17 protein-coding genes are annotated in these 20780 nt (G+C 72.4%); 4 read left to right on the top strand and 13 right to left on the bottom strand.

The window, feature by feature from the left end:
* The first annotated feature begins 67 nt into the window (after positions 1-67).
* Both IGA62_RS16745 and IGA62_RS16740 read left to right on the top strand, forming a co-directional pair.
* Positions 68-1021, top strand: coding sequence for a DNA primase (locus IGA62_RS16745; protein WP_145820088.1), 954 nt, complete (start codon positions 68-70; stop codon positions 1019-1021).
* A gap of 55 nt (positions 1022-1076) precedes the next feature.
* On the top strand, positions 1077-3455 hold the full coding sequence (locus tag IGA62_RS16740; RefSeq protein WP_190289185.1) for a serine/threonine-protein kinase: 2379 nt from the start codon (positions 1077-1079) through the stop codon (positions 3453-3455).
* A gap of 336 nt (positions 3456-3791) precedes the next feature.
* Here IGA62_RS16740 and IGA62_RS16735 read toward each other — a convergent pair whose 3' ends face one another.
* The 4 genes from IGA62_RS16735 to IGA62_RS16720 form a co-directional block, all read right to left on the bottom strand.
* Complete coding sequence (locus IGA62_RS16735; protein ID WP_088980735.1) at positions 3792-4388, bottom strand: GTP-binding protein; 597 nt, start codon at positions 4386-4388, stop codon at positions 3792-3794.
* A gap of 1 nt (position 4389) precedes the next feature.
* A complete protein-coding gene (locus IGA62_RS16730; protein ID WP_088985313.1) occupies positions 4390-4767 on the bottom strand; it encodes a DUF742 domain-containing protein in 378 nt (125 codons plus the stop codon).
* 102 nt (positions 4768-4869) lie between these two features.
* Positions 4870-5274 carry a roadblock/LC7 domain-containing protein gene (locus tag IGA62_RS16725; protein ID WP_091456908.1) on the bottom strand — a complete coding sequence of 135 codons (405 nt, stop codon included), beginning with the start codon at positions 5272-5274 and terminating at the stop codon, positions 4870-4872.
* Positions 5271-8663: a sensor histidine kinase gene (locus IGA62_RS16720; protein ID WP_145820090.1), complete on the bottom strand. Its 3393-nt coding sequence runs from the start codon at positions 8661-8663 to the stop codon at positions 5271-5273. The genes IGA62_RS16725 and IGA62_RS16720 overlap by 4 nt, the downstream gene beginning before the upstream one ends.
* Before the next feature lie 194 nt (positions 8664-8857).
* Here IGA62_RS16720 and IGA62_RS16715 point away from each other — a divergent pair, with 194 nt between their 5' ends.
* On the top strand, positions 8858-9463 hold the full coding sequence (locus tag IGA62_RS16715; RefSeq protein ID WP_145820092.1) for a uridine kinase family protein: 606 nt from the start codon (positions 8858-8860) through the stop codon (positions 9461-9463).
* A gap of 47 nt (positions 9464-9510) precedes the next feature.
* On the opposite strand, the gene IGA62_RS16710 is transcribed toward IGA62_RS16715, so the two are convergent.
* Positions 9511-10590, bottom strand: a complete 1080-nt coding sequence (locus IGA62_RS16710) for an adenosine deaminase (RefSeq protein WP_145820094.1) — start codon at positions 10588-10590, stop codon at positions 9511-9513.
* A gap of 45 nt (positions 10591-10635) precedes the next feature.
* Between IGA62_RS16710 and IGA62_RS16705 the strand changes: the two genes are divergently transcribed.
* Complete coding sequence (locus IGA62_RS16705) at positions 10636-11562, top strand: putative RNA methyltransferase (protein WP_145820096.1); 927 nt, start codon at positions 10636-10638, stop codon at positions 11560-11562.
* Positions 11563-11669: 107 nt separating this feature from the next.
* Here IGA62_RS16705 and IGA62_RS16700 read toward each other — a convergent pair whose 3' ends face one another.
* The 8 genes from IGA62_RS16700 to IGA62_RS16665 all read right to left on the bottom strand — a co-directional run bounded on the left by IGA62_RS16700 (position 11670) and on the right by IGA62_RS16665 (position 20774).
* Positions 11670-12353: a DUF4272 domain-containing protein gene (locus IGA62_RS16700; protein WP_145820098.1), complete on the bottom strand. Its 684-nt coding sequence runs from the start codon at positions 12351-12353 to the stop codon at positions 11670-11672.
* 15 nt (positions 12354-12368) lie between these two features.
* Positions 12369-13649: a thymidine phosphorylase gene (locus tag IGA62_RS16695; RefSeq protein WP_145820100.1), complete on the bottom strand. Its 1281-nt coding sequence runs from the start codon at positions 13647-13649 to the stop codon at positions 12369-12371.
* Entirely contained in the window at positions 13646-14371 is a 726-nt protein-coding gene (locus tag IGA62_RS16690) for a cytidine deaminase (protein WP_145820102.1), read from the bottom strand. The genes IGA62_RS16695 and IGA62_RS16690 overlap by 4 nt, the downstream gene beginning before the upstream one ends.
* A gap of 182 nt (positions 14372-14553) precedes the next feature.
* On the bottom strand, positions 14554-15834 hold the full coding sequence (locus IGA62_RS16685; protein WP_145820104.1) for an ABC transporter permease: 1281 nt from the start codon (positions 15832-15834) through the stop codon (positions 14554-14556).
* Between the two features lie 59 nt (positions 15835-15893).
* Positions 15894-17303 (bottom strand): ABC transporter permease, encoded by a 1410-nt coding sequence (locus IGA62_RS16680; protein ID WP_145820106.1) that lies wholly within the window; start codon positions 17301-17303, stop codon positions 15894-15896.
* A complete protein-coding gene (locus tag IGA62_RS16675) occupies positions 17300-18844 on the bottom strand; it encodes an ABC transporter ATP-binding protein (protein WP_408632879.1) in 1545 nt (514 codons plus the stop codon). Before IGA62_RS16675 ends, IGA62_RS16680 begins: the two co-directional genes overlap by 4 nt.
* Positions 18845-19087: 243 nt before the next feature.
* Positions 19088-20152: a BMP family lipoprotein gene (locus IGA62_RS16670; protein ID WP_145822178.1), complete on the bottom strand. Its 1065-nt coding sequence runs from the start codon at positions 20150-20152 to the stop codon at positions 19088-19090.
* Positions 20153-20432: 280 nt separating this feature from the next.
* Positions 20433-20774: a hypothetical protein gene (locus IGA62_RS16665; RefSeq protein WP_145820110.1), complete on the bottom strand. Its 342-nt coding sequence runs from the start codon at positions 20772-20774 to the stop codon at positions 20433-20435.
* Positions 20775-20780: the final 6 nt, after the last annotated feature.

The raw sequence follows: 20780 nt of genomic DNA, 5'->3' as shown, positions 1-20780 counted from the left end.
CCGGTCCCGCCGGATCGCCCACTAGGGTATGTGCGCAGAGTCACCCGGCGGCACGGACTACCGCCGGGTGGGCAGCCCGAAGCACACGGAGGTCAGCGTGGCCCGCCAGTCGCCCCAACGGCCCGACGCCGACGAGCCCCAGCTCGACGAAGCGACCGCACCGACCGAGCCGGAGGAGGCCGGCGACACCGTCGCCAGTGCCGGCGAGCCGGACCGGTCGCTCTGGGAGGATCTGCGGATCGACCCGGTGGAGATCGCGCTGCCGGCCGGTTCCGGCTTCACGCTGCGCGCGTACCGGCCGGCCCGGGAGCTGACCCCCACCGACGTCGCCGAGCGGGACTCCGACGACCCGTTCCTGGCCCGCGGCCGGGAGGTCGTCGAGGAGGACGAGGACGACGACGAGACCGTGGTGATCCTCGACGAGGAGCTCGCGGAGGAGTTCGCCGAGGCCGACGAGGAAGAGAAGAAGGCCGCGCGGAAGGACGACGGGGCCGAGGCGGACGCCGAGGACGAGGACGAGGACGCCACCGGCGACGAGGAGGTGCCCGTCTTCCTCAGCCACCGGGGTCGGCTGCTGTTGTTCAAGACGCCCGAGTCCCTGGTGAGCTTCGTCCGCTCCGGCGCTCCGCACGACATGTCCCAACTGGACAGTTGGAATGAACTGTCCGAACGGGTGGAACCGGCGGACATCGTCCCCCTCGACGAGGACGCCTACGAGCTCGACCTCGTGGTGGAGAACCTGCGCGGCGGGCACGACACCTGGGACGCGACCCTGCTCATCGAGGCCGGCGAGGCGGCCCGTGACCTGGCGTACGCGCTGCGGCTCCCCGCCGTGCTCGACATGCTCTCCGCCGGGTCCAGCCTGGACGACCTGGACGAGGCCCTGCGTGCCACGGTCGGCGGCGGGATCGGGGGCTTCATGGGCCGTCGGCGGCTGAAGAAGATCGGTGCCCAGACCGCCAGCCTGGGGTGGCGGACCATTGTCGGGAAGATCTCTGCGGTCGTGGACTGGCGCGACTGAGCTGTAACAGGGAGCATCAGTCTCTGGCACAGAAACCCGGGAGGAGGACGACGCCGTGGCGCTCGTGCGCGTGTACTGCGGTCTTGCCTCGGCCGACTCAGCAGACCGACCGGCTTCGGCCAGTTCGACGCTGACGTCCGCCGTGGTCGACGACGCAGGCCGGCTGCTCCACGTCTGCGAGATCGGCGACGATCCGGCCGGCTACGCCCGGCTCGTGGCGTTGCTCGTGGAACGGTCAGGCGGCCCGAGCGGTGCGGCGATCGCCGCCGACAGCGACGACCACACGGTCACCTCGCTGCTCAGCGCGGCCGGTCGGCCGCTCGCGATAGCCGACGACGACTCCGTCGACGACTTCGCCGAACGGTTCGCCGACGACGACTCGCTGGAGGAGATGCAGTCGCCACCGGCGCAGCGCCGGGCCGTCGGGCTGGCCCGGGCGCTCCAGGCCGGCGCGCTCTCCGCAGTCACCCTGCCGGCCCCCCGCGACCTCGCCGGGTACAAGCAGGTCCTGGCCGCGCACGCCGCGCTCGCCAACGGCCGGCACACCGCCGCGGTGGCCCTGCGTGAGGTGCTGCGCGAGCTCTATCCGGCCGCCCTGCGCGCCTACCCCGACCCGGCCGAGCCGGTCTCGCTGGCCGTGCTCGACGCCCTCCCGGAGCCCGGCATGCTGGGCGGCACCGTCGCCCGTGGCCGGGACGTCTCGGTCGCCGCCGACGCCATCGTCGCCCACCTGGCCGCCGACGGGGTGGCCGACGCCGACTCGATCAACGACGCGGTGACCGCGCTGCGGGTGGCCATCGCCGAGACCCCGCGCCGGGCGGCGGTCAGCCGGGCACTCACCTCCGCGGTGGCGGAGACGGTACGCCAGGCCGTCGCCGCCGTCCGCGCCTGCGACGCCGGGTGTGACGCCCTGGTCGGGGCGCTCGGTGCCCGGATCAGCGCCCCTTCCCCGGTGTCCGGTCGGCGCGCCGCGCCGGCCGACGCCCGCACCGAGGTGGGCACCGGCGGCGGACTCCGCGCCGTCGACCCGGCCCCGCCGCAGCCGACCGGGCGACGTAGCCGGCCGGAACCCGTCGGTGGCGGTCTGCCCACTCCGCCGCGTCCGCTCGGCCCGCCCCCGGTGGCTCCGGCCCCGGTCGCGCCGCCACCGGCCGCGCCGGCTCCGGTCACTCCGGCCGCCTCGGTCAAGCCGCCGGTCAACGGCGCGCCGGGGCGGGGCGACACCCCGGTTCTCCCGGCGGCCCGCCGGGTGGACGGGCCGACGAACCGGCCGGTGTCCGCGCCGCCGCCACCCCCGCCCGGCATCACCCCGATCGCTCCGGCCCAGCGGGGCAACTCGCCGGCCGACGCGGGTGAGCCGTTCCGTCCCACCCTGACCACAGCCGCGATCAACAACGCCCGGGCCGAGCGGCAGCGGACCATCATCCCGCCGCGCCCGAAGACCACCGGGGACTCCCCGACCGGCGGGTTCGCGGTCACCGACCTCAGCGTGCCGGTGCCGAACCCGGAGCAGGAGGCCCCGCCACCGGGGTCTCGGGCCAACTGGCCGCTGGTCAACAACCCGGAGGACCCGGCCGACAGTTCGCCGCGCAACCCGGTCGCGCAGTCCGCCCACGAGCGGGGCGAGCGGCAGATCGACGCGCACACCGACCCGGGGCGCCCGGAGGGCCGGGTCACCCCGCCCTGGCTGGCGGACGACCTGCCCCCGGAGCCACCGATGCTGCGCCTGGTGGAGCAGCAGATGCCCGGCCGGGCGGACGCGCCGTCGGCCCCTGCTCCCCGGACCGCCCCGCGTGCCGAGCGCGGCGGCGACCCCGTCGACCCGAACGCCGACCGCAACGCCCGCACCGGGTTCATGGCCCCGGCCGACGACCGGACCGTCCTCAATCCCCCGGCCGCTTCCCGCCCGGAGAACCCGCCGCTGCGGCTGGTGGACCGGAAGGACGCACCCCGTCTCCCCGAGCGGCCCGTCGCCGAGCGCCGCCGGCCGCCGGTCTCCGACGAGAACGACGGTGACCTGCTCATCTTCGCCCAGGCCAAGTCCGCCTGGTTCGTCGGGCACTCGGACGACACCGACCTCGAATGGTCCAGCATGGCCGACAGCGGCTGGCAGGCCGCGGAGCAGGCGGCGAAGCCGGTCAAGGGAGACGAGACGCCGGCCGGGCTCCCCCGTCGGGTCCCGCAGGCCAACCTGGTGCCCGGCTCGCCGCTGCGCGAGGAACGTCCGCTGCGGATCGTCCGGGACGCGGCGCGCATCGCCGAGAACACCACCGGCTACTTCCGGGGCTGGCGCCGTGGACAGGAGATCGGCGGATTCGCGGTGGGCGGTCGGCCGGGTCGTGAGGCCGCCGGTGGCTGGGACTTCACCCGGGACCACGGCGACCGCGACGACGACCGGGAGTACGAGTACCGCTCCGCCGGCTACCGTTCCTGACCCGACCGAGCCGCTTCCGTCCGGTGCACCCCGCTCCGGAACGTGACGGTGGCCGGTCACGGGCGGCACTTCTGCGGTAGGCCCGCAGCGGTGTCGCCCGACGTCGGGAGGGCGGCTCGCGGCGCTCCCGACGCTGCGACAGTCCAAGGCGGCGTGCCGGCCGGGCCCGCTGACGTGCCCGCTGGGCGCCCGGCGGAGGCCGTTGGTGGCCCGACCCGGGGCGGCACGGCGACTCGGGCGCAGCGGCCCGTTCAAGGCTGCGCGCGCCGTACCACCACCGAAACGACGCACCGCCCGGTGCCGGCCGGAGCCGGCACCGGGCGGTGCGTGGGTCGATCAGGCCGGGGCGACCGCGCGCGAGCGCCGCATGGTGAGCACGTACTCGACCAGCGAGATCAGCACGTGCTTGGTCGACTCCCGCTGCCGGGCGTCACAGGCCACCACCGGCACCTCCGGGGAGATCGCCAACGCGTCCCGGACGTCCTGCGGGTCGTGGTACTGCATCCCGTCGAAGCAGTTGATGGCGATCAGGTACGGCAACCGCCGGTGCTCGAAGAAGTCGATGGCCGCGAAGCAGTCGGCCAACCGACGGGTGTCGACCAGGACCACGGCGCCGATGGCGCCCCGGACCAGTTCGTCCCACATGAACCAGAACCGCGTCTGACCCGGTGTACCGAAGAGGTACAGGATCAGGTCACGGTCGATCGAGATACGACCGAAGTCCATCGCCACCGTGGTCGTCGTCTTGCCCGGCACCTGCCGGGTGTCGTCGACGCCCACACCGGCCGAGGTCATGATCGCCTCGGTGGTCAGTGGCGTGATCTCCGAAACCGAGCCGACCAGCGTCGTCTTGCCAACGCCGAACCCACCGGCGATTACGATCTTCGCCGATGTCACGCGCCCGCTCGACGGAGTCGGCGGCCGGTGCGACATGTCAGAGCCTGCGAAGTCCACTCAGCACCCTCTCCAGCAGTTCAGTGCCCACCGCGTCGTCGGAGTCGTCCAGGATGGTCGGCTCGTGCACCGCGACCAGGCCGTCCGTAGCCATGTCGGCAATGAGCACCCGGGCCACCCCGAGTGGCAGCTGCATCCGCGCCGCGATCTCGGCGAGTGACTGCAGCCGGCCGTCACACAGCGCGGCGATGTACTGGTGCTCCCGGCCCTGACCACCGTTGCCGTTGGCAGCAGTCCGACCGCGCACCGTCGTCTCGACGAGCGCCTCCAGCGCGATGTCGAGGCGGGGACGGGTACGACCGCGGGTGACGGCGTATGGACGGACCAGTGCGCCGGTCGGCTCGTCACGATCGACCATGTCGCCGCTCACCTCCTTCCGCGTACCCGCCACCGACTCGCTGCGGTGGAACCCGTCGACTCATTCGTTGTTGGTCCGCCGACCCTAAGGTCAGCGCCCGTGTCAACCCAGCATTCCCGCGGCGGCGCGCGGCTGCGGGGTCAACGCGTCGCCGACCCGGTCGACCAGCAGCGCCATCTCGTACCCGACCTGCCCCACGTCACAGCTCCTGGCAGCGAGCACCGCGAACGACGACCCGTCGGAGATGGACATGAGGAACAGGAAGCCATTGTCCATCTCGACCACTGTCTGGAGCACCGCACCACCCTCGAAGCAGCGAGCCGCTCCCTGGGTGAGGCTGACCAGGCCGGACGAGATCGCCGCCAACTGGTCGGCGCGGTCACGCGGCAGGTCCCGTGACGACGCGAGGAGCAGACCGTCCGCGGAGACGGCGACCGCATGCGCGACACCGGGCACCCGGTCGGCGAAGTTGGCCAGCAGCCAACCGAGATCCTGCGTAGTTGTCATCCTTCTTGCTCCTTCTGCCTGCTCCCGGCCAGTGGGCCTGAGCCAGACTGCGAGGACTGCTGCCTGCCCGGAGTCGCCTCCAGGCCGGGCGAGGGGCTGTCCGCGTGGTTGCTTCGGCCGCGTTGCACGCCACGATGGTATGCCGAGAGAAGTCCGCGTACCGCCTCCGGCGTACGACGTTGCACCGACGCCACCGGCTTCTCGACCCCACCCGGCACGAGCTGCGCCATGGGGACCCGCTTGGGCAGGCCGGTCTGGGTGGTCTCGACCACCGGCACCTCTTTGGCCGCGCTGGCGGCACGCCAGCCGTCGTCCGCCGCGGTCTGCCAACCGCCGGCCGGCTGCGGGGTGCGCCGGCCGGCGAGGCTCTCGGCGTACGCGGAACGGTCGCTCCCGTTGGTCGCCGCACCGTTGTCGTGCGACGTGCCTCCGGTGTTCGTTGCCATCGGTGCGTTACCTGTCGTCCCTGCTGGTTTCTGGACAGCCGGACGGCTCCGCTCGACCGCAGCGAACTGCTGCGTCTGGGCGTCGTCGAGGCCCCCGAGGGTGGCCCGGGCACCGCCGGCCGTCTCGTCGTTGACCGGTCGCCGGGTACGGAACCAGGCGGATTCCAGCTCCCGGAAGATCGGCAGTTCCATCGTCTCGTCCGCGTACCGCTGCCGGTCGTGGACCGCCGGGGCGGACGCCGGCTGTCCGGCCGGGGCGGAGGGGCCGTTCGGAACGGCCGACGGATCCCCTGCCGAACGCGGCAGTCGGGGCAGCTCCGTGGTCATGTCGAGCGCTGCGGCGAGCCGCTCGGGCACGGGTGGGGTGGGTACCTCCCGCTCCGTCCCGGCCACCGGCGGCCAGGCCGGCGGAGCCGGTGCGGCCGGGGCCGGTCGGGGCGGCGGTGCGGACATGGGCGGGGCCGACATCGGCGGACCGGAGACCGGCGGAGCCGACACGGGCGGACCGGAGACCGGCGGGGCCGACACCGGCGGCGGGGCCTGCGGGTAGGTGGTCCGCGCCTCCGGGTTGGCGGGCATCTGCCTCGGCACGACCGGCGGCTGGCCGCCCTCGGTCGGCTCCTCGTCAGCGGTCGCGCGGCGCTGCGGCAGCGCGTCCGGCTGCTGCCCGGTGGCCGGACGCGGAGTGAAGGCGTCGCTGCCGTTGGCCCGGACGTCCACACCGGTCAGGTCGGACCATGCGGGCAGCGGCCGGCCGGTGCTGCCCGGCGTGCCGTTGCGCGGCCCGGGCTCGAACGGCCGTCCACCGAGGGTGACCTGGTTGCCGGAGCCCCCGGGACGCGGTGCCGGTGCCGGTGACGGGGCGTTGCCCAGCGCCGGCAGCGTACCGATGGTGGGCAGCGGGGTGGCCGGAGCGGGGCCGGGGGCGGGCAGCCCCGCCGGCTGCTGCACCCGACCGGAGAGCGTACGCGGCACCAGGACCGAAATGGGCAGGTCGACCTCGGCGACCATGCCCCGCTCGGTGCCGGGCCGCAGCTCGACCCGGACCCCGTGCCGGGCGGCCAGCCGGGCGACCACGACCAGGCCCATCATCCGGGAGACCGCGACGTCCACCTGTGGCGGCGTGGCGAGCCGCTGGTTCAGGTCAGCGAGCTGCTCGGCGCTGATGCCGATGCCCCGGTCCTCGACGTAGAGGGAGGCGCGGTCGCCCACCCGGCGGGCCTCCACCATGACCTGGGAGTCCGGCGGGGAGAACGCGGTGGCGTTGTCGAACAGCTCGGCGACCAGGTGGACCAGGTCGTTGACGGCGTGCGCGGCGACCTCGAGGTCCCGGTCGATCACACCGAACTCGATCCGGGTGTAGTGCTCCACCTCGGACTGGGCGGCCCGGAGCACGTCGATCAGGGCGGCCGGCTGCCGCTGCACCCGGGTGGAGTCCGCGCCGGCGAGGACCAGGAGGTTCTCGTCGTTGCGGCGCATCCGGGTGGCCAGGTGGTCGAGTTGGAACAGCTCGGCCAGCCGGTCCGGGTCCTCCTCGCCGCGCTCGAGCCGGTCCAGGTGGCCGATCAGCCGGTCGACCAGGATCTGGGACCGGCGGGCCAGGTTGACGAACATGGTCGCGACGGAGGCACGGAGCGCGGCCTGCTCGGCCGCCGTCCGGACCGCCTCCAGGTGGACGGCGTTGAACGCCTCGGTCACCTGGCCGAACTCGTCCTTGCTGCGCACCGGGAGCGGCTCGGCGATCTGGTTGGCGAGCTGCATCGGGGTGAGCTGGCCGGTCACCTTCGGATCCCGCAGCCGGGCCACTGCCTGGGGCAGGCCGTACTGGGCGATGGAGAGCGCGCCCTGCCGCAGGTCGCGCAGGGAGCGGGCCATCGACCGGGCCACCAGGTAGGCGAAGAAGATCGCCAGCAGCAGCATGCTGAGCAGCAGGCCGGTCTCCAGGAAGACCCGACGCTGCACGTCGGAGCGGAGTTGGTCGGCCAGGCGGACCACGTCGCCGTCGAGCTCGGCCTCGACGGTACGGATCAACTTGGCGTTCGCGACCATCGCGGCGTCCCACTCGTTCGCCCCGAACGGCGCACCGGTCATGCTGTCGGTGGTGTTGCCGTTGATCCAGCCGAGGTAGTTCTCGACCTGGCGCTGGTCCGAGCCGGCGACGGTCTGCTGGTACAGCTCGGACTCGGCCTGGTTGGCGACCGCCTGGAAACTCTGTAGGGCCTGCTGCTGTCCGGTGCCGGTGGCGATGTAGTCGGTGCGCAGCACCGGGCTCATCGAGCCCTGGATCAGCGCCCGGTGCACCACGACCCGGCGGACCGAGAGGAACTCCTTGGCCCGGGCGCTGGCGGCCACGGCGCGCATCCGCTCACTCAGGTCGGTGTCCCCGGCGAGCTGGCTCGCCGAGTCCCGGATGTCCAGCAGGTCGTTGATCAGACCCTCGTAGGACCGGGCCGCGTCGGTGAGCGGGAGCTTGTTGTTGAAGACCTGGCTACGGGTGCCGGGCAGGTCTTCGAGGCCCTGGTCGATCCGGTCGAGGACCTTCTCGAAGTTGTTGGGCAGTCCGTCGAGTTCGGCCCGCTGCCGGGAGTACGGCCCCCGGGCCCGGTCGACCCGCTGGTGCACCTCGGTGTAGGCCTTGTTGTACTGCTCCCGGGTCTGCGCGTTCGACCCGAGCAGCAGCACCGCGGCGGCCCGCTCGTCCTGGAGGGTGTCGACCAGCGCACCGGAGTAGCCGGTGAGGTTCGCCAGGTCACCCGCGCGGTTTGCGTTGTTCAGCGTGTCCAGGTGGTCGATCAGACCGTTGGTGCCGACGACGACTGTGGCGATGGTCGGCACGATCATGATGAGGCCGAGCTTCGACCAGATCGGCATGTCGCGAAGCCGACCAGCTGGCCGGCGCATTCGCGACAGGAAGGAGCCCGCCGTCTTTGGTCGTTTGCTCACGTCACCGCCCTCGCGATCTCAGCATCCGCCGCGTTGCTCCGGGCAACGCCCAGCGACCGACCCGACGGGTCGGACCTCCGAGATTCCATCACGCCGCCTCTCAAAGAGAAAGCCCAGGTTGTCCCTCGCCCGGAGTGTGATGAGATGTTGAGACAGTTTGATCGCAGCCCGTCTGGCCGGAGTCACCTACCGTAATGGAAACCCCGCACCGTGTCGTCCTGCTCGCCGGCCCTTCGGGCTCCGGAAAGTCCTACATCGCGCACCGAACCGGACTTCCGGTGCTCTGCCTGGACGATTTCTACAAGGACGGCGACGATCCTACGTTGCCACGTCGACACGGCCGAATCGACTGGGATTCGCCGCATGCCTGGGATGCCGGGTTCGCCGTGGAAACCATTGCCCGACTGGCTCACGACGGCAAGGCCGAAGTGCCGGTTTATGCGATCGGCGAAGACCGCCGAGTAGCCACCCGGACATTCGATCTCGCCGGGTCGCCATTCTTCGTCGCCGAAGGGATTTTCGCCGCCGAGATCGTCGCCGAATGCCGTGAGCTGGGCCTTCTCGCCGGCGCATACGCTCTTCGCCGGCCGCGTGGCGCGACTTTCGTCCGCCGCCTGAGCCGGGACCTGGCCGAACAGCGCAAGGCACCGCGGGTGCTCCTCCGCCGCGGCCTGACGTTGCTGCGCGAGGAACCCGCGGTGTTGCGCCGGCAGACCGGACTGGGCGCGGAGGCGGCCAAGGCGCGGGAGGTGTTGCGGCGGGTGGCCGCGTTGCTCTCCGGCCACCCGCACCGACCCTGAGCCCCACCCGGCCGCCCGGCCCCCACCCGGCGAGCGGGCGGCCGGGCTCAGGAGAGCAGCTTCGCGTACGCCGGCTTGATGACGTCGTCGATGATCCTCAGCCGCTCGTCGAACGGGATGAAGGCGCTCTTCATCGCGTTGATGGTGAACCACTGGAGCTCCTTCCAGCCGTAGCCGAAGGCGTCCACCAGCAGGGCCATCTCCCGCGACATCGAGGTGCCGCTCATCAGTCGGTTGTCGGTGTTGACCGTGACCCGGAACCGCAGGTCGCGCAGGAGGCCGATCGGGTGTTCGCCGATCGACGGCGCGGCACCGGTCTGCACGTTGGACGACGGGCACAGCTCCAGCGGGATCCGCTTGTCCCGCACGTACGCGGCCAGCCGGCCGAGCTGCGGACGGTCGCCGCCGACGGTGATGTCGTCGACGATGCGCACCCCGTGCCCGAGGCGGTCCGCGCCGCACCACTGGATCGCCTGCCAGATCGACGGCAGGCCGAACGCCTCACCGGCGTGGATGGTGAAGTGGAAGTTCTCCCGCTGGAGGTACTCGAAGGCGTCCAGGTGCCGGGTGGGCGGGAACCCCGCCTCGGCACCGGCGATGTCGAAGCCGACCACGCCGGTGTCCCGGTGCCGGACGGCCAGCTCGGCGATCTCCTGCGACCGGGCGGCGTGCCGCATCGCGGTGAGCAGGGTGCCGACCCGGATCGGGGTGCCGGCGCGGGCGGCCAGCTCACTGCCCTCGGCGAAACCGGCGAGCACCGCCTCGACCACCTGGTCGAGGGTGAGGTCCTGCTCCAGGTGCTGCTCGGGGGCGAACCGCACCTCGGCGTAGACCACCCCGTCGGCGGCCAGGTCGAGGGCGCACTCCCGGGCCACCCGGGTCAACGCCGAAGCGGTCTGCATGACCGCCACCGTGTGGGCGAAGGTCTCCAGGTAACGCTCCAGCGAGCCGGAGTCCGCCGCCTCGACGAACCACCGGCCCAGCGCCTCCGGGTCGGTGGTGGGCAGCTCGTGGCCCACCTCGGCGGCCAGCTCGACCACCGTCGCCGGCCGCAGGCCCCCGTCGAGGTGATCGTGCAGCAACGCCTTCGGGACCTTGACGATGTCCTCGTATCGGATCGCGACCATGCTCAGACATTAGTCAGCCGCCGCACGGACCGTACGATGGCCTCCGTGGATCCGGAGATCGTCAACCGGCTGCGCTGTCCGGTCTGCGCCGGGTCGCTCACGTCGGCCACCGCCGGCACCGCGCAGGCCCTGCGCTGCCCACGCGGCCACAGCTTCGACGTCGCCCGCCAGGGGTACGTGAACCTGCTGGCCGGGCGCACCCCGCACACCGGGGACAGTGCCACGATGGTCGCCGCCCGGGCGGACTTCCTCGCCGCCGGACACTACGACGTGGTCTCGTCGGCGCTCGCCGACGCCGCCGCGCGGGCACTGGCCGACCACCGACGGGCCACCGGAACGCCGACCGATCCGACCCCGGCTCGCCCGACACCGACCGACACGGTGCCGGCCGGTGGGGCGTTCCCGCTGGTGGTGGAGCCGGGGGCGGGCACCGGCCGGCACCTGGCCGCGGTGCTGGCGGCGCTGCCCGACGCCGTGGGCCTGGCGCTCGACGTCTCGAAGCCGGCATTGCGCCGCGCGGCCCGCGCCCACCCCCGGGCCGGCGCGGCACTCGCCGACACCTGGCAGCGGCTGCCGCTGGCCGACGCCTCGGTGGCCGTGCTGGTGAACGTCTTCGCCCCCCGCAACGGGGCGGAGTTCCGCCGCGTCCTCGACCCGACCGGCACGCTGCTGGTGGTCACGCCGGTCGCGGATCATCTGGCCGAGCTGGTCGACGCGCTCGACCTGCTGCGGGTGGACCCGGCGAAGGCCGAGCGGGTGGCCGGCAGCCTGGCCGGCCACTTCACCGGGATCGGCACCACGCAACACCGGGCGCGGCTGACGCTGACCCGGTCGGAGGTCGAGACGCTGGTGGGGATGGGGCCGAGCGCCTGGCACACCGAGCCGGCCCGGCTCGCCGCGCGGATCGCCGCCCTGGCGGAGCCGGTCACGGTGACCGCCGCCGTCCAGCTGTCCCGCTACCGCCCGGCCTGACCGGAGACCGTCCCGAGCGGAACCGTCGACCGCCCCGAGCAGAGAGCCGGACCGGGCGTCCCGAGCAGAGAGCCGGACCGGGCGGCCCGGGGAGCCGGTCGGCGGTCTCAGGTGGAGAGGTCGACCTCTTCCCATCCTGGGGGCGGGTCGTGGTACGGGCCGCGCAGCACCACGGCCCACTCCAGCGCCCACCGTCGCTGCCCGATGGAGTGCGAGTCGATCTCCCCCGGCAGCGGCAGCCCGTCCCGCTCCGACTTCAGGTACGCCCAGTCCAGGCAGTAGTGCAGGTCCAGCAGGGCCGCCGCGTCGGCCGGATGCTGCGGGGCGACGAGCAGCCGTCCCCGCCACCTGTCGAAGGTCTCCCCGCCGACGATGTTCGGCAACTTCGCGACCAGGTCCTGGTCGACCGGCAGCGACGGGTCGAGCTGCCTGGTCAGGCCGAGCACCCAGGTCAGCGCGAAGAGGGCGTCGTGGTGCAGGACGAACGACCGGTGGTCGCCCTTGCCGGCGGTGACGAAGTCCCACTCCGGTGGGGTGACCGAGTCCACCAGCCGCGAGGCGAGCAGCCAGCTCATCGCCGCCTCGGTGGACATCCCGAAGCAGCGGGCCAGGATCAGGTGGAGTACGGCGATCCGCGCCTCGACCTCCACGGTCGGCCGCAGCTCGACCTCGTCCCCCGGCTCCCACACCAACGGGAAGTTCTCCGGTGGCAGGGGCAGTCCGAGCCGGCCCAGCTCGTCGAGGCTCGCCTCACGGACGGCCCCCGGATCGGGTGCGGGTACGGCGGTCACCTCGGCCCGCCCGCCTCAGGCGATCCGCTCGATCACCAGCGGCGTCGCCGCCGGCGCGGTCGGGGTGATCCGGACCGCCCCCGCCGCCTCGGCCAGCGCGGCCGGGATCCGGCCGGCCTCGGAGGCGCGTACCTCGTAGAGGGGGTCGCCGGCCCGGACCGGATCGCCGGGGCGCTTGTGCAGCACCACCCCGGCCGGGACGCTGACCGGGTCCTCCTTGCGGGCCCGGCCCGCGCCGAGCCGCCACGCGGCCACCCCGACCGCGTACGCGTCCACGGCCGCGACGAACCCGTCGGCATCGGCGCGGACCACCTCGACCTCGTTGGCCTTCGGCATCGGGGCGTCCGGGTCACCGCCCTGCGCCCGGACCATCGCCCGCCAGGAGTCCATCGCCCGACCGTCCCGCAGCGCGGCGGCCGGGTCGGCGTCCGGCAGGCCGGCGGCGTCGAGCATCTCCCGGGCCAGGGCCAGGGTCAGCTCGACGACGTCGGCGGGGCCGCCCCCGGCGAGCACCTCCACGGATTCGGTCACCTCGACGGCGTTACCGACGGCCAGGCCGAGCGGGGTGGACATGTCGGTGAGCAGGGCGACCGTCCGCACGCCGTGCGCGCCGCCCAGCTCGACCATGGTGCGGGCCAGCTCGCGGGCGTCGTCGACGGACTTCATGAACGCCCCGGAGCCGACCTTCACGTCGAGCACCAGCGCGCCGGTGCCCTCGGCGATCTTCTTACTCATGATCGAGCTGGCGATCAGCGGGATCGCCTCGACGGTGCCGGTGACGTCGCGCAGGGCGTAGAGCTTGCGGTCCGCCGGTGCGAGTCCCTCCCCGGCGGCGCAGATCACCGCGCCGACGTCGCGGAGCTGGGCGATGAACTCGTCGTTGCTCAGCGCGGCCCGCCAGCCGGGGATGGACTCCAGCTTGTCGAGGGTGCCTCCGGTGTGTCCCAGGCCCCGCCCGGAGAGCTGCGGCACCGCCGCGCCGCAGGCCGCGACCAGCGGGGTCAGCGGCAGGGTGATCTTGTCACCGACGCCGCCGGTGGAGTGCTTGTCGACCGTGGGCCGGTCGACGGCGGAGAGGTCCAGCCGCTCGCCGCTGGCGATCATCGCCGCCGTCCAGCGGGCGATCTCCGGGGCGGTCATGCCGCGTAGCAGGATCGCCATGGCCAGCGCGGACATCTGCTCGTCGGCCACCAGCCCCCGGGTGTACGCGTCGACCACCCAGTCGATCTGCGCGTCGGAGAGTACCCCGCCGTCCCGCTTGGCGCGGATGACGTCGACCGCCGCGAACCCGCTCATCGCTCTTCTCCTTCGGACTCGCCGGGCCACCGGACCGGGATCTCCACCGGTGGTTCGCCCTCGCCGGCCCAGTAGATGGTGCCGCCCGCGTCGACCACCACGACCCGGGGCGTCCGGGCGAGCCCCCAGGTGATCGCCGCAGCCGGGTCGTCCCAGTTCGGGCCCTCTTCCAGCACACCGGTCTCGGCGCCGACGTCGTCGCCGGCCGACCGTTCCCAGTACGCCGTCCAGACCTGCTGACCGGCGTCGAGGTCGGGATGCACGAAGACGGTCCCCCGGCCCCGCCAGGCGGCCAGCCGCTCCGGCACCACCGGCACCGGAGCCTCGCCGACCACCGCCTCCAGGTCGTTCACGTCGAACGCGTGCGGCAGCAGGTCGGCCATCCGCAGCGGGCCGCCCTTCGCCTCGATGAGGCACTCCGGGCCGCCGTGCTCCCAGAGCAGCTGCCGGCACCGGCCGCACGGCATCAGCGGTTCGCCGGTGGCGTCCACGCAGGAGAGGGCGAGCAGCCGCCCGCCACCGGAGGAGTGCAGCGCGGAGACCACCCCGCACTCGGCGCAGAGCACCACGCCGTACGCGGCGTTCTCGACGTTGCAGCCGACCACCACCCGGCCGTCGTCGACCAGGGCGGCGGCCCCGACCGGGAAACGCGAGTAGGGCACGTACGCGTGCCGCATGACCTCGGTGGCGGCGCTGCGCAGCCGCACCCAGTCGATGTCCATGCCCCGGATTCTGCCCCACCCCCGCGACGACCTGCGGCGGGGTCCCGTCCGACCGGGCGCGGGCCGTACCGTCGGATCGGTGACCGGAAGACGCGTGGGCCCGGTGGGACGGATCCCACCGGGCCCACGCACGGGAGCGGATGGAGACGGCGGACGCCTGCCCGGTTCGTCCCGGTGCCGGGTCAGCCCTTGATGTACGGCTTGCCGTCGGCGGCCGGCGCACGGACCTTGCCGACCAGCCCGGCCACCGCCAGCATGGTCGCCAGGTACGGCAGCATCGCCAGGAACTGGCTGGGGATGATGCTGTTGATCGCGCCGAGGTAGGTGCCGAGCTGGTCGGCGAAGCCGAAGAAGAGCGCGGCGAGCAGCGCCCCGGTCGGGCTCCACCGGCCGAAGATCAGCGCGGCCAGGGCGATGAAGCCCTTACCGCCGATCATGTTCTTGGTGAAGGTGTAGAGCGCCAGGGTGTACGACGCGCCACCGATGCCGGCCACCATCCCGGCCAGGATCACGTTCCGGTACCGCAGCGCCAGCACCTTCACGCCGAGCGTGTCGGCGGCGGTCGGGTGCTCACCCACCGCCCGGGTCCGCAGCCCCCACCGGGTCCGGAACAGCGCGATGTGGATGACCAGGACCAGGATCAGCCCGAGGTAGAGGAAGATGTTGCCCCGGAACAGCGCCGGCCCGATCACCGGGATGTCCTCCAGCACCGGGATCGCCCAGGTGCCGAAGCGCGGCGGCTGGTTGTAGCTCTGGGTGTCGGTCTGCATCAGCCGCTCGTAGAGGAAGCCGGTCAGGCCGAGCGCGAGCAGGTTCAGCACGATGCCGATGACCACCTGGTCGACCAGGTAGCGGATGGCGAAGACGGCCAGCAGCAGCGAGATGAACGCGCCACCGATCGCGGCGGCCACCAGGCCGACCCAGACGCTGCCGGTCATCGTGCCGAACAGGGCACCGGCGAAGGCCCCCATCAGCAACTGGCCCTCGATCGCCACGTTCACCACGCCGGAGCGCTCGCAGAGCACCCCGGCCAGCGCACCGAAGATCAGCGGCAGGGCCAGGATGAAGGTGCCCCGGACGATGTTGACCATCGGCATGAAGTTCTGCCCGGCCGGCGCGGCGGAGACCTGCCAGCAGAGGAACGACGCGACGAAGCCCACCACGCCGACCGCGAGCACGGTGGTGAACCAGCGCTTGGGTACGCCGGCCAGCAGGGCCGCCCCGGCGGCGACCGCGAGCACGCCGAAGACGATCGCGCCGAGCGTGCCGTTGACGGCCAGCGCCGCGCCCTCGGCGTCCTCGCTGAGCGTGAAGCGCGCCTGCTCGTCGGTGGCGAGCGCGCCGAAGAGGATCGCCGCGAGCAGGCCGAGCGCCAGCAGCACCACGCCGATCTTGCGGTTACGGGTCCAGAAGCCCTCGTGAACGGGGGCGACGGCGACGTCGTCGACAGCCATCGTGGACATCAGCTCGGGTCTCCGTTCACGACTGCGGGACTCGTCGGCTCACTGATCGCGCGCACCGGTCACCAGCCCTTCGCGAGGCTCGTCTGCAACCGGGCGGCGCGGGCGGCCCGGAGCCGGAAGATCGCCTTCACCAGCGCGGGGGCGGCGATGAAGATGACGATCAGCGCCTGGAGCACGGTGACCAGCTCCAGCGAGATGCCGGAGTAGGACTGCATCCGGTTGCCGCCGGCCTGGAGCGCGCCGAACAGCAGCGCGGCCAGCAGCACGCCCCACGGCTTCACCCGGCCGAGCAGCGCCACCAGGATGCCGTCGAAGCCGATCTGGGCCACCACCAGCGGGGTCAGCGCGGCGGCGGTGGTGCCGAGCACCATCTGCGCGCCGCCGAGCCCGGCGAGCGCCCCGGCCAGCGCCATCATCAGCGCGTACGTCTTCCCCACGCCGATGCCGGCGGTGCGGGCGGCGTCCGGGTTGGCGCCGACCGCGCGCAGCTCGAAGCCGAAGGTCGAGCGGTTGAGCAGCCAGGCGACGAACCAGGTGGCCGCCACCGCGAGCAGGATGCCGGCGTGCACCCGCAGGTCGGCCCCGAGCAGCCGGGGCAGCTGGGCCGAGCCGTCCACCGAGCGGCTGATCGCGTCGGTGCGCTCCGGGTCCTGGACGCCGTTCTGGACGATGATCCAGGAGAGGAAGTAGACGCCGACGTAGTTGAGCATGATCGTGTTGATCACCTCGTGCGCGCCGGTGCGGGCCTTCAGGATGCCCGGGATGAACCCCCAGACCGCGCCGCCGAGCGCACCGGCGATCACCGCGACGAGCAGGTGCACCACCGGCGGCAGCGGCAGCAGGAAGCCGGCCAGCGCGGCGAGGATGACGCCGATGGTCGCCTGGCCCTGGGCACCGATGTTGAACAGGCCGCCCCGGAAGGCGAGCGCCACCGAGAGGCCGGTGAAGACCAGCGGCGCGGCGTAGGTGAGCGTCTCGGAGATCGGCGCGAAGACCGGCTCCCAGCCGTTGCTGCCGTTCAGCCAGCCGGAGAAGGCCTCCGGGTCGAAGATCGAGCCCTTGAAGAGGTTGGCGTAGCCCTCGCTGACCGCCGTCCAGCTCGCGTTGATCGCGTCCGAGGGCCGGGCGGTGATGTAGCTGTAGGTGGCCAGCACGTCCGGGTCGGAGATGATGATCAGGACCGCGCCCACCAGCATGGCCAGCACCAGCGCGAGCACCGTCACGGTGACCGTGTTGGCCGCCCAGAGGTTGGCCAGGAAGAGCTGGCCGAGCGAGGGTCGTGCGCCGTCGTCCCCGGGCCGCTTCGCTCCGGCCGGCGTCGTCGTGGCCGGCTGCTTCGTCCCGGCCGGCGTGGTCGTCGACGTCGGGTCGGCGGCCCGGCCGGTGCCGCCGCCCGCGTCGCGGGCGGCCTGCTCCGTGGTCGCCGGCTCCTTGTCCGGGGACCCGGCGGCGGGGTTGGGATTGGTCATGCCTCGTCCTCGTTCACTGGGCCGTCGGACGCCGGGGTGGCCGTCGCGCCGTCGGTCGTGGCGTCGCCGGACCGGGCGTCGGTGCCGGCCGCCTGGTCCGGGGTGATGCCCGCCATCAGCAGGCCGATCTCCTCACGCGGCGTGTCCGGACCGACGACGCCGATGATCCGGCCCCGGTACATCACCGCGATCCGGTCGGCCAGTCCGATCACCTCGTCCAGCTCGCTGGAGACCAGCAGCACGGCGGTGCCGGTGTCCCGCTCCCGGATGATCTGGCTGTGGATGAACTCGATCGAGCCGACGTCCACGCCCCGGGTCGGCTGCGCGGCGATGAAGAGCTTCAGCGGCCGGGAGAACTCCCGGGCCACGATCACCTTCTGCTGGTTGCCGCCGGAGAGCGTGCCGACCGGCGCGTCCGCCGAGGAGGTCCGGATGTCGAACTGCGTGATCCGCTCCCGGGCCGACGTCGCGATGGCCTCCGGCTTCAGCGCGAGACCGGAGGCGAACGGCGGCTGGTCGTAGAGGTCCAGGACCAGGTTCTCCGCGACGGAGAACTCCTTGACGATGCCGTCGACGCTGCGGTCCTCGGGGACGTAGCCGACCCCGGCGCGGAGCACCTTCTTCGGCGACCAGCCGTCGATCCGCCGCCCGTGCAGCGAGACGCTGCCGGCGAGCACCGGCCGCAGGCCCATGACCGCCTCGACCAGCTCGGTCTGTCCGTTGCCCTGCACACCGGCGACGCCGAGCACCTCGCCCGCGTGGACGGTCAGGTCGACGCCGTCGACCGCCCGGATCTCCCGGTCGTCGTCGACGACCAGGCCGGCAACCTCCAGGACAGGGGCGCCCGGCTTCGCCGGTTCCTTCTGCACGGTCAGGTGCACGCTGCGGCCGACCATGAGCGCGGCCAACTCGTCCCGGCTGGCGCTCGGGGAGGCGGTGCCGACGGTCTTCCCGCGCCGGATCACGGTGATCCGGTCGGCGATCGCCTTGACCTCGCCGAGCTTGTGGGTGATGAAGACGATCGACTTGCCGGCCGCCTTCAGCGACCGCATGACCGTCAGCAGCTCCTCGGTCTCCTGCGGGGTCAGCACCGCGGTCGGCTCGTCGAGGATGAGCAGGTCCACCTCGCGGGTGAGCGCCTTGACGATCTCCACCCGCTGCTGGATGCCGACCGGCAGGTCCTCGACCACCGCGTGCGGGTCGACCCGGAGGTTGTACTTCTCGGAGACCTCGGCGACCTCCCGACTGGCCCGACGACGGTCGAGGAAGCCGGCGAGCCCGCCGCGCACCTTCTCCGAGCCGAGCATCACGTTCTCGGCCACCGTGAAGACCGGCACGAGCATGAAGTGCTGGTGCACCATGCCGATGCCGGCCGCGATCGCGTCCGACGGCCCGCGCAGCTTCAACGGCTTCCCGTCGACCAGGATCTCGCCCTCGTCGGGCTGGTAGAGCCCGTAGAGGACGTTCATCAGGGTCGACTTGCCCGCGCCGTTCTCGCCGAGCAGGGCGTGGATCTCTCCAGGCTCCACCGTCAGGTCGATGTGGTCGTTGGCGACCAGATCACCGAACCGCTTGGTGATGCCGCGCAGTTCGAGTCTCAGCGCAACCTCCTGGAGTGCGAGCCGTGGAGCGACCTGGTCGCCACGGGGTGGCCGTCGGCCGCGTGGTGGGGGACGTCGTGCAGATCGGCCGCTCCGGCGGCAGGGATTCGCATCCGTGCCGGCCGGAGCGGCCGTCGTGGTACGCGACCGCCGGTCACCACTACCGCGGTGACCGGCGGCGGGTCACTTCGGCTGGGCCGGCGAGGTGACCTGGACGGTGCCGGCGGAGATGTCGGCCTTGAGCTTGTCCAGCTCGGCCTTCAGCTCGGCCGGGACCTTGCTGTCGAACTCGTGGAACGGGGCGAGCGAGACGCCGTTGTTGGCCAGGGTGCCCAGGTAACCCGGGGTGGCCTCCAGCTTCTCGCCCTTGGCCGCCTTGACGACGGCCTCCTTCACGGCGTCCGGGATGTTCTTCACCACGGTGCTGACGATCGCCGGGCAGTTCGGGGTGCTCTCGCAGCCGTCGACGTCCACCCAGATGGTGTTGTACTTGCCGCCGCTGGCCTGGGCGGCGGCGGTGGTGCCGAGCCCGGCGCCACCGGCGACCGGCATGACGATGTCGGCACCCTGGGCGACCAGGGCGTCACCGACCTTCTTGCCCTCGTCCTGCTTGACGAAGTCGTTGGTGAACGACCCGTTCTGGGTGGCCTTGTCCCAGCCGAGCGCCTGGACGTTGGCGCTCTTGGTCTTGTTGTAGTGGGCGACACCGTCGACGAAGCCGTCCATGAAGATGGTCACCGGCGGGATCTTCATGCCGCCGTAGGTGCCGACCTTCTTGCTCTTGCTCATCCCCGCCGCCAGGTAACCGGCGAGGAAGCCGGCCTGCGCGGTGTCGAACTGCATCGGGTAGACGTTGGTCTCCGCCACCTTCGCGTCGACGATGCCGAACTGCTGGTTCGGGTTCGCCTTGGCGATCTTCGACGTGGCGGTGCCCATCAGGCCACCGACGGCCAGGATGAAGTCGCACTTCTGGTTGACGTACTGGGTCAGGTTCGGCTCGTAGTCGGCCTCGGCCTTGGACGCCACGTACTTGATGTCGATGTTGCTGTTCTCCGCCTTGGCGGCCTCCAGGCCCTTCCAGGCCGAGGTGTTGAACGACTTGTCGTCGATACCGCCGACGTCGGTCACCATGCAGGCGCTGAACTTCTTGCCACCGTCACCGGCGCCGTCGTTCTCCTCCGGAGCCTCGCCACACGCGGCGGCACCGAGCACCAGCCCACCGACCGCGAAAGCCGAGACGACCCGCATCCCACGCACAGAGCGCAAGACGACTCCCTCCCCATCGCCACCGCTCTAACGGACGGTGACAGTCATCAAGCCGGCCTGCGCCTTGCCGCCGGCGTCTCACGTTACGGACGCGAAGCGTAGCCGCACGCCCTCCCGCCGGCCGACAATCGTGCACGACTGTTGGGCGGCTGTTACCGCTACGTAACCCTCGCGTGCGGCAGGTCACTCGTCGGGTTCACGGTAACCCGCCGGACTGCCTCCGGACGCCGGCTTCCACACCGGTGCCCGGCTGCCCGGAGCGTCACCGCCAGAAGACCGCCACTGCCGCGTTGACCAGGGTCAACCCGACGATCGCCAGGAAGTGCCCACGATTGACCGACTCCCGCTTCCGGGAGAAGAAAACCATGACGAAGATGAGCAGCGCGAGCACCAACTTGGTAACAAGCTTCGCCGGGGCGGGCTCGTCGCCGTCCCGGAGCGGGGCGGAGAGGCCCAGCCCGGTCAGCAACTGGATGACCGCCCCCCAGAGCATGGCGGGGTTTATCCTGATCCGCCCGGACACGAGTTGGGCGACGCTGCCCCCGAGCAGCAGCGCGAACCCGATCAGGTGGGCGTAGAGCAGTACGAGCCGGATAGCTTCCACGCCGGA

Origin of the sequence: Micromonospora sagamiensis (assembly GCF_014680085.1) — a bacterium.
Taxonomy (GTDB): Bacteria; Actinomycetota; Actinomycetes; order Mycobacteriales; family Micromonosporaceae; genus Micromonospora; species Micromonospora inyonensis.
Note: the sequence above shows the minus strand (reverse complement) of the source record. Positions and strands in the feature narration are given on the sequence as shown.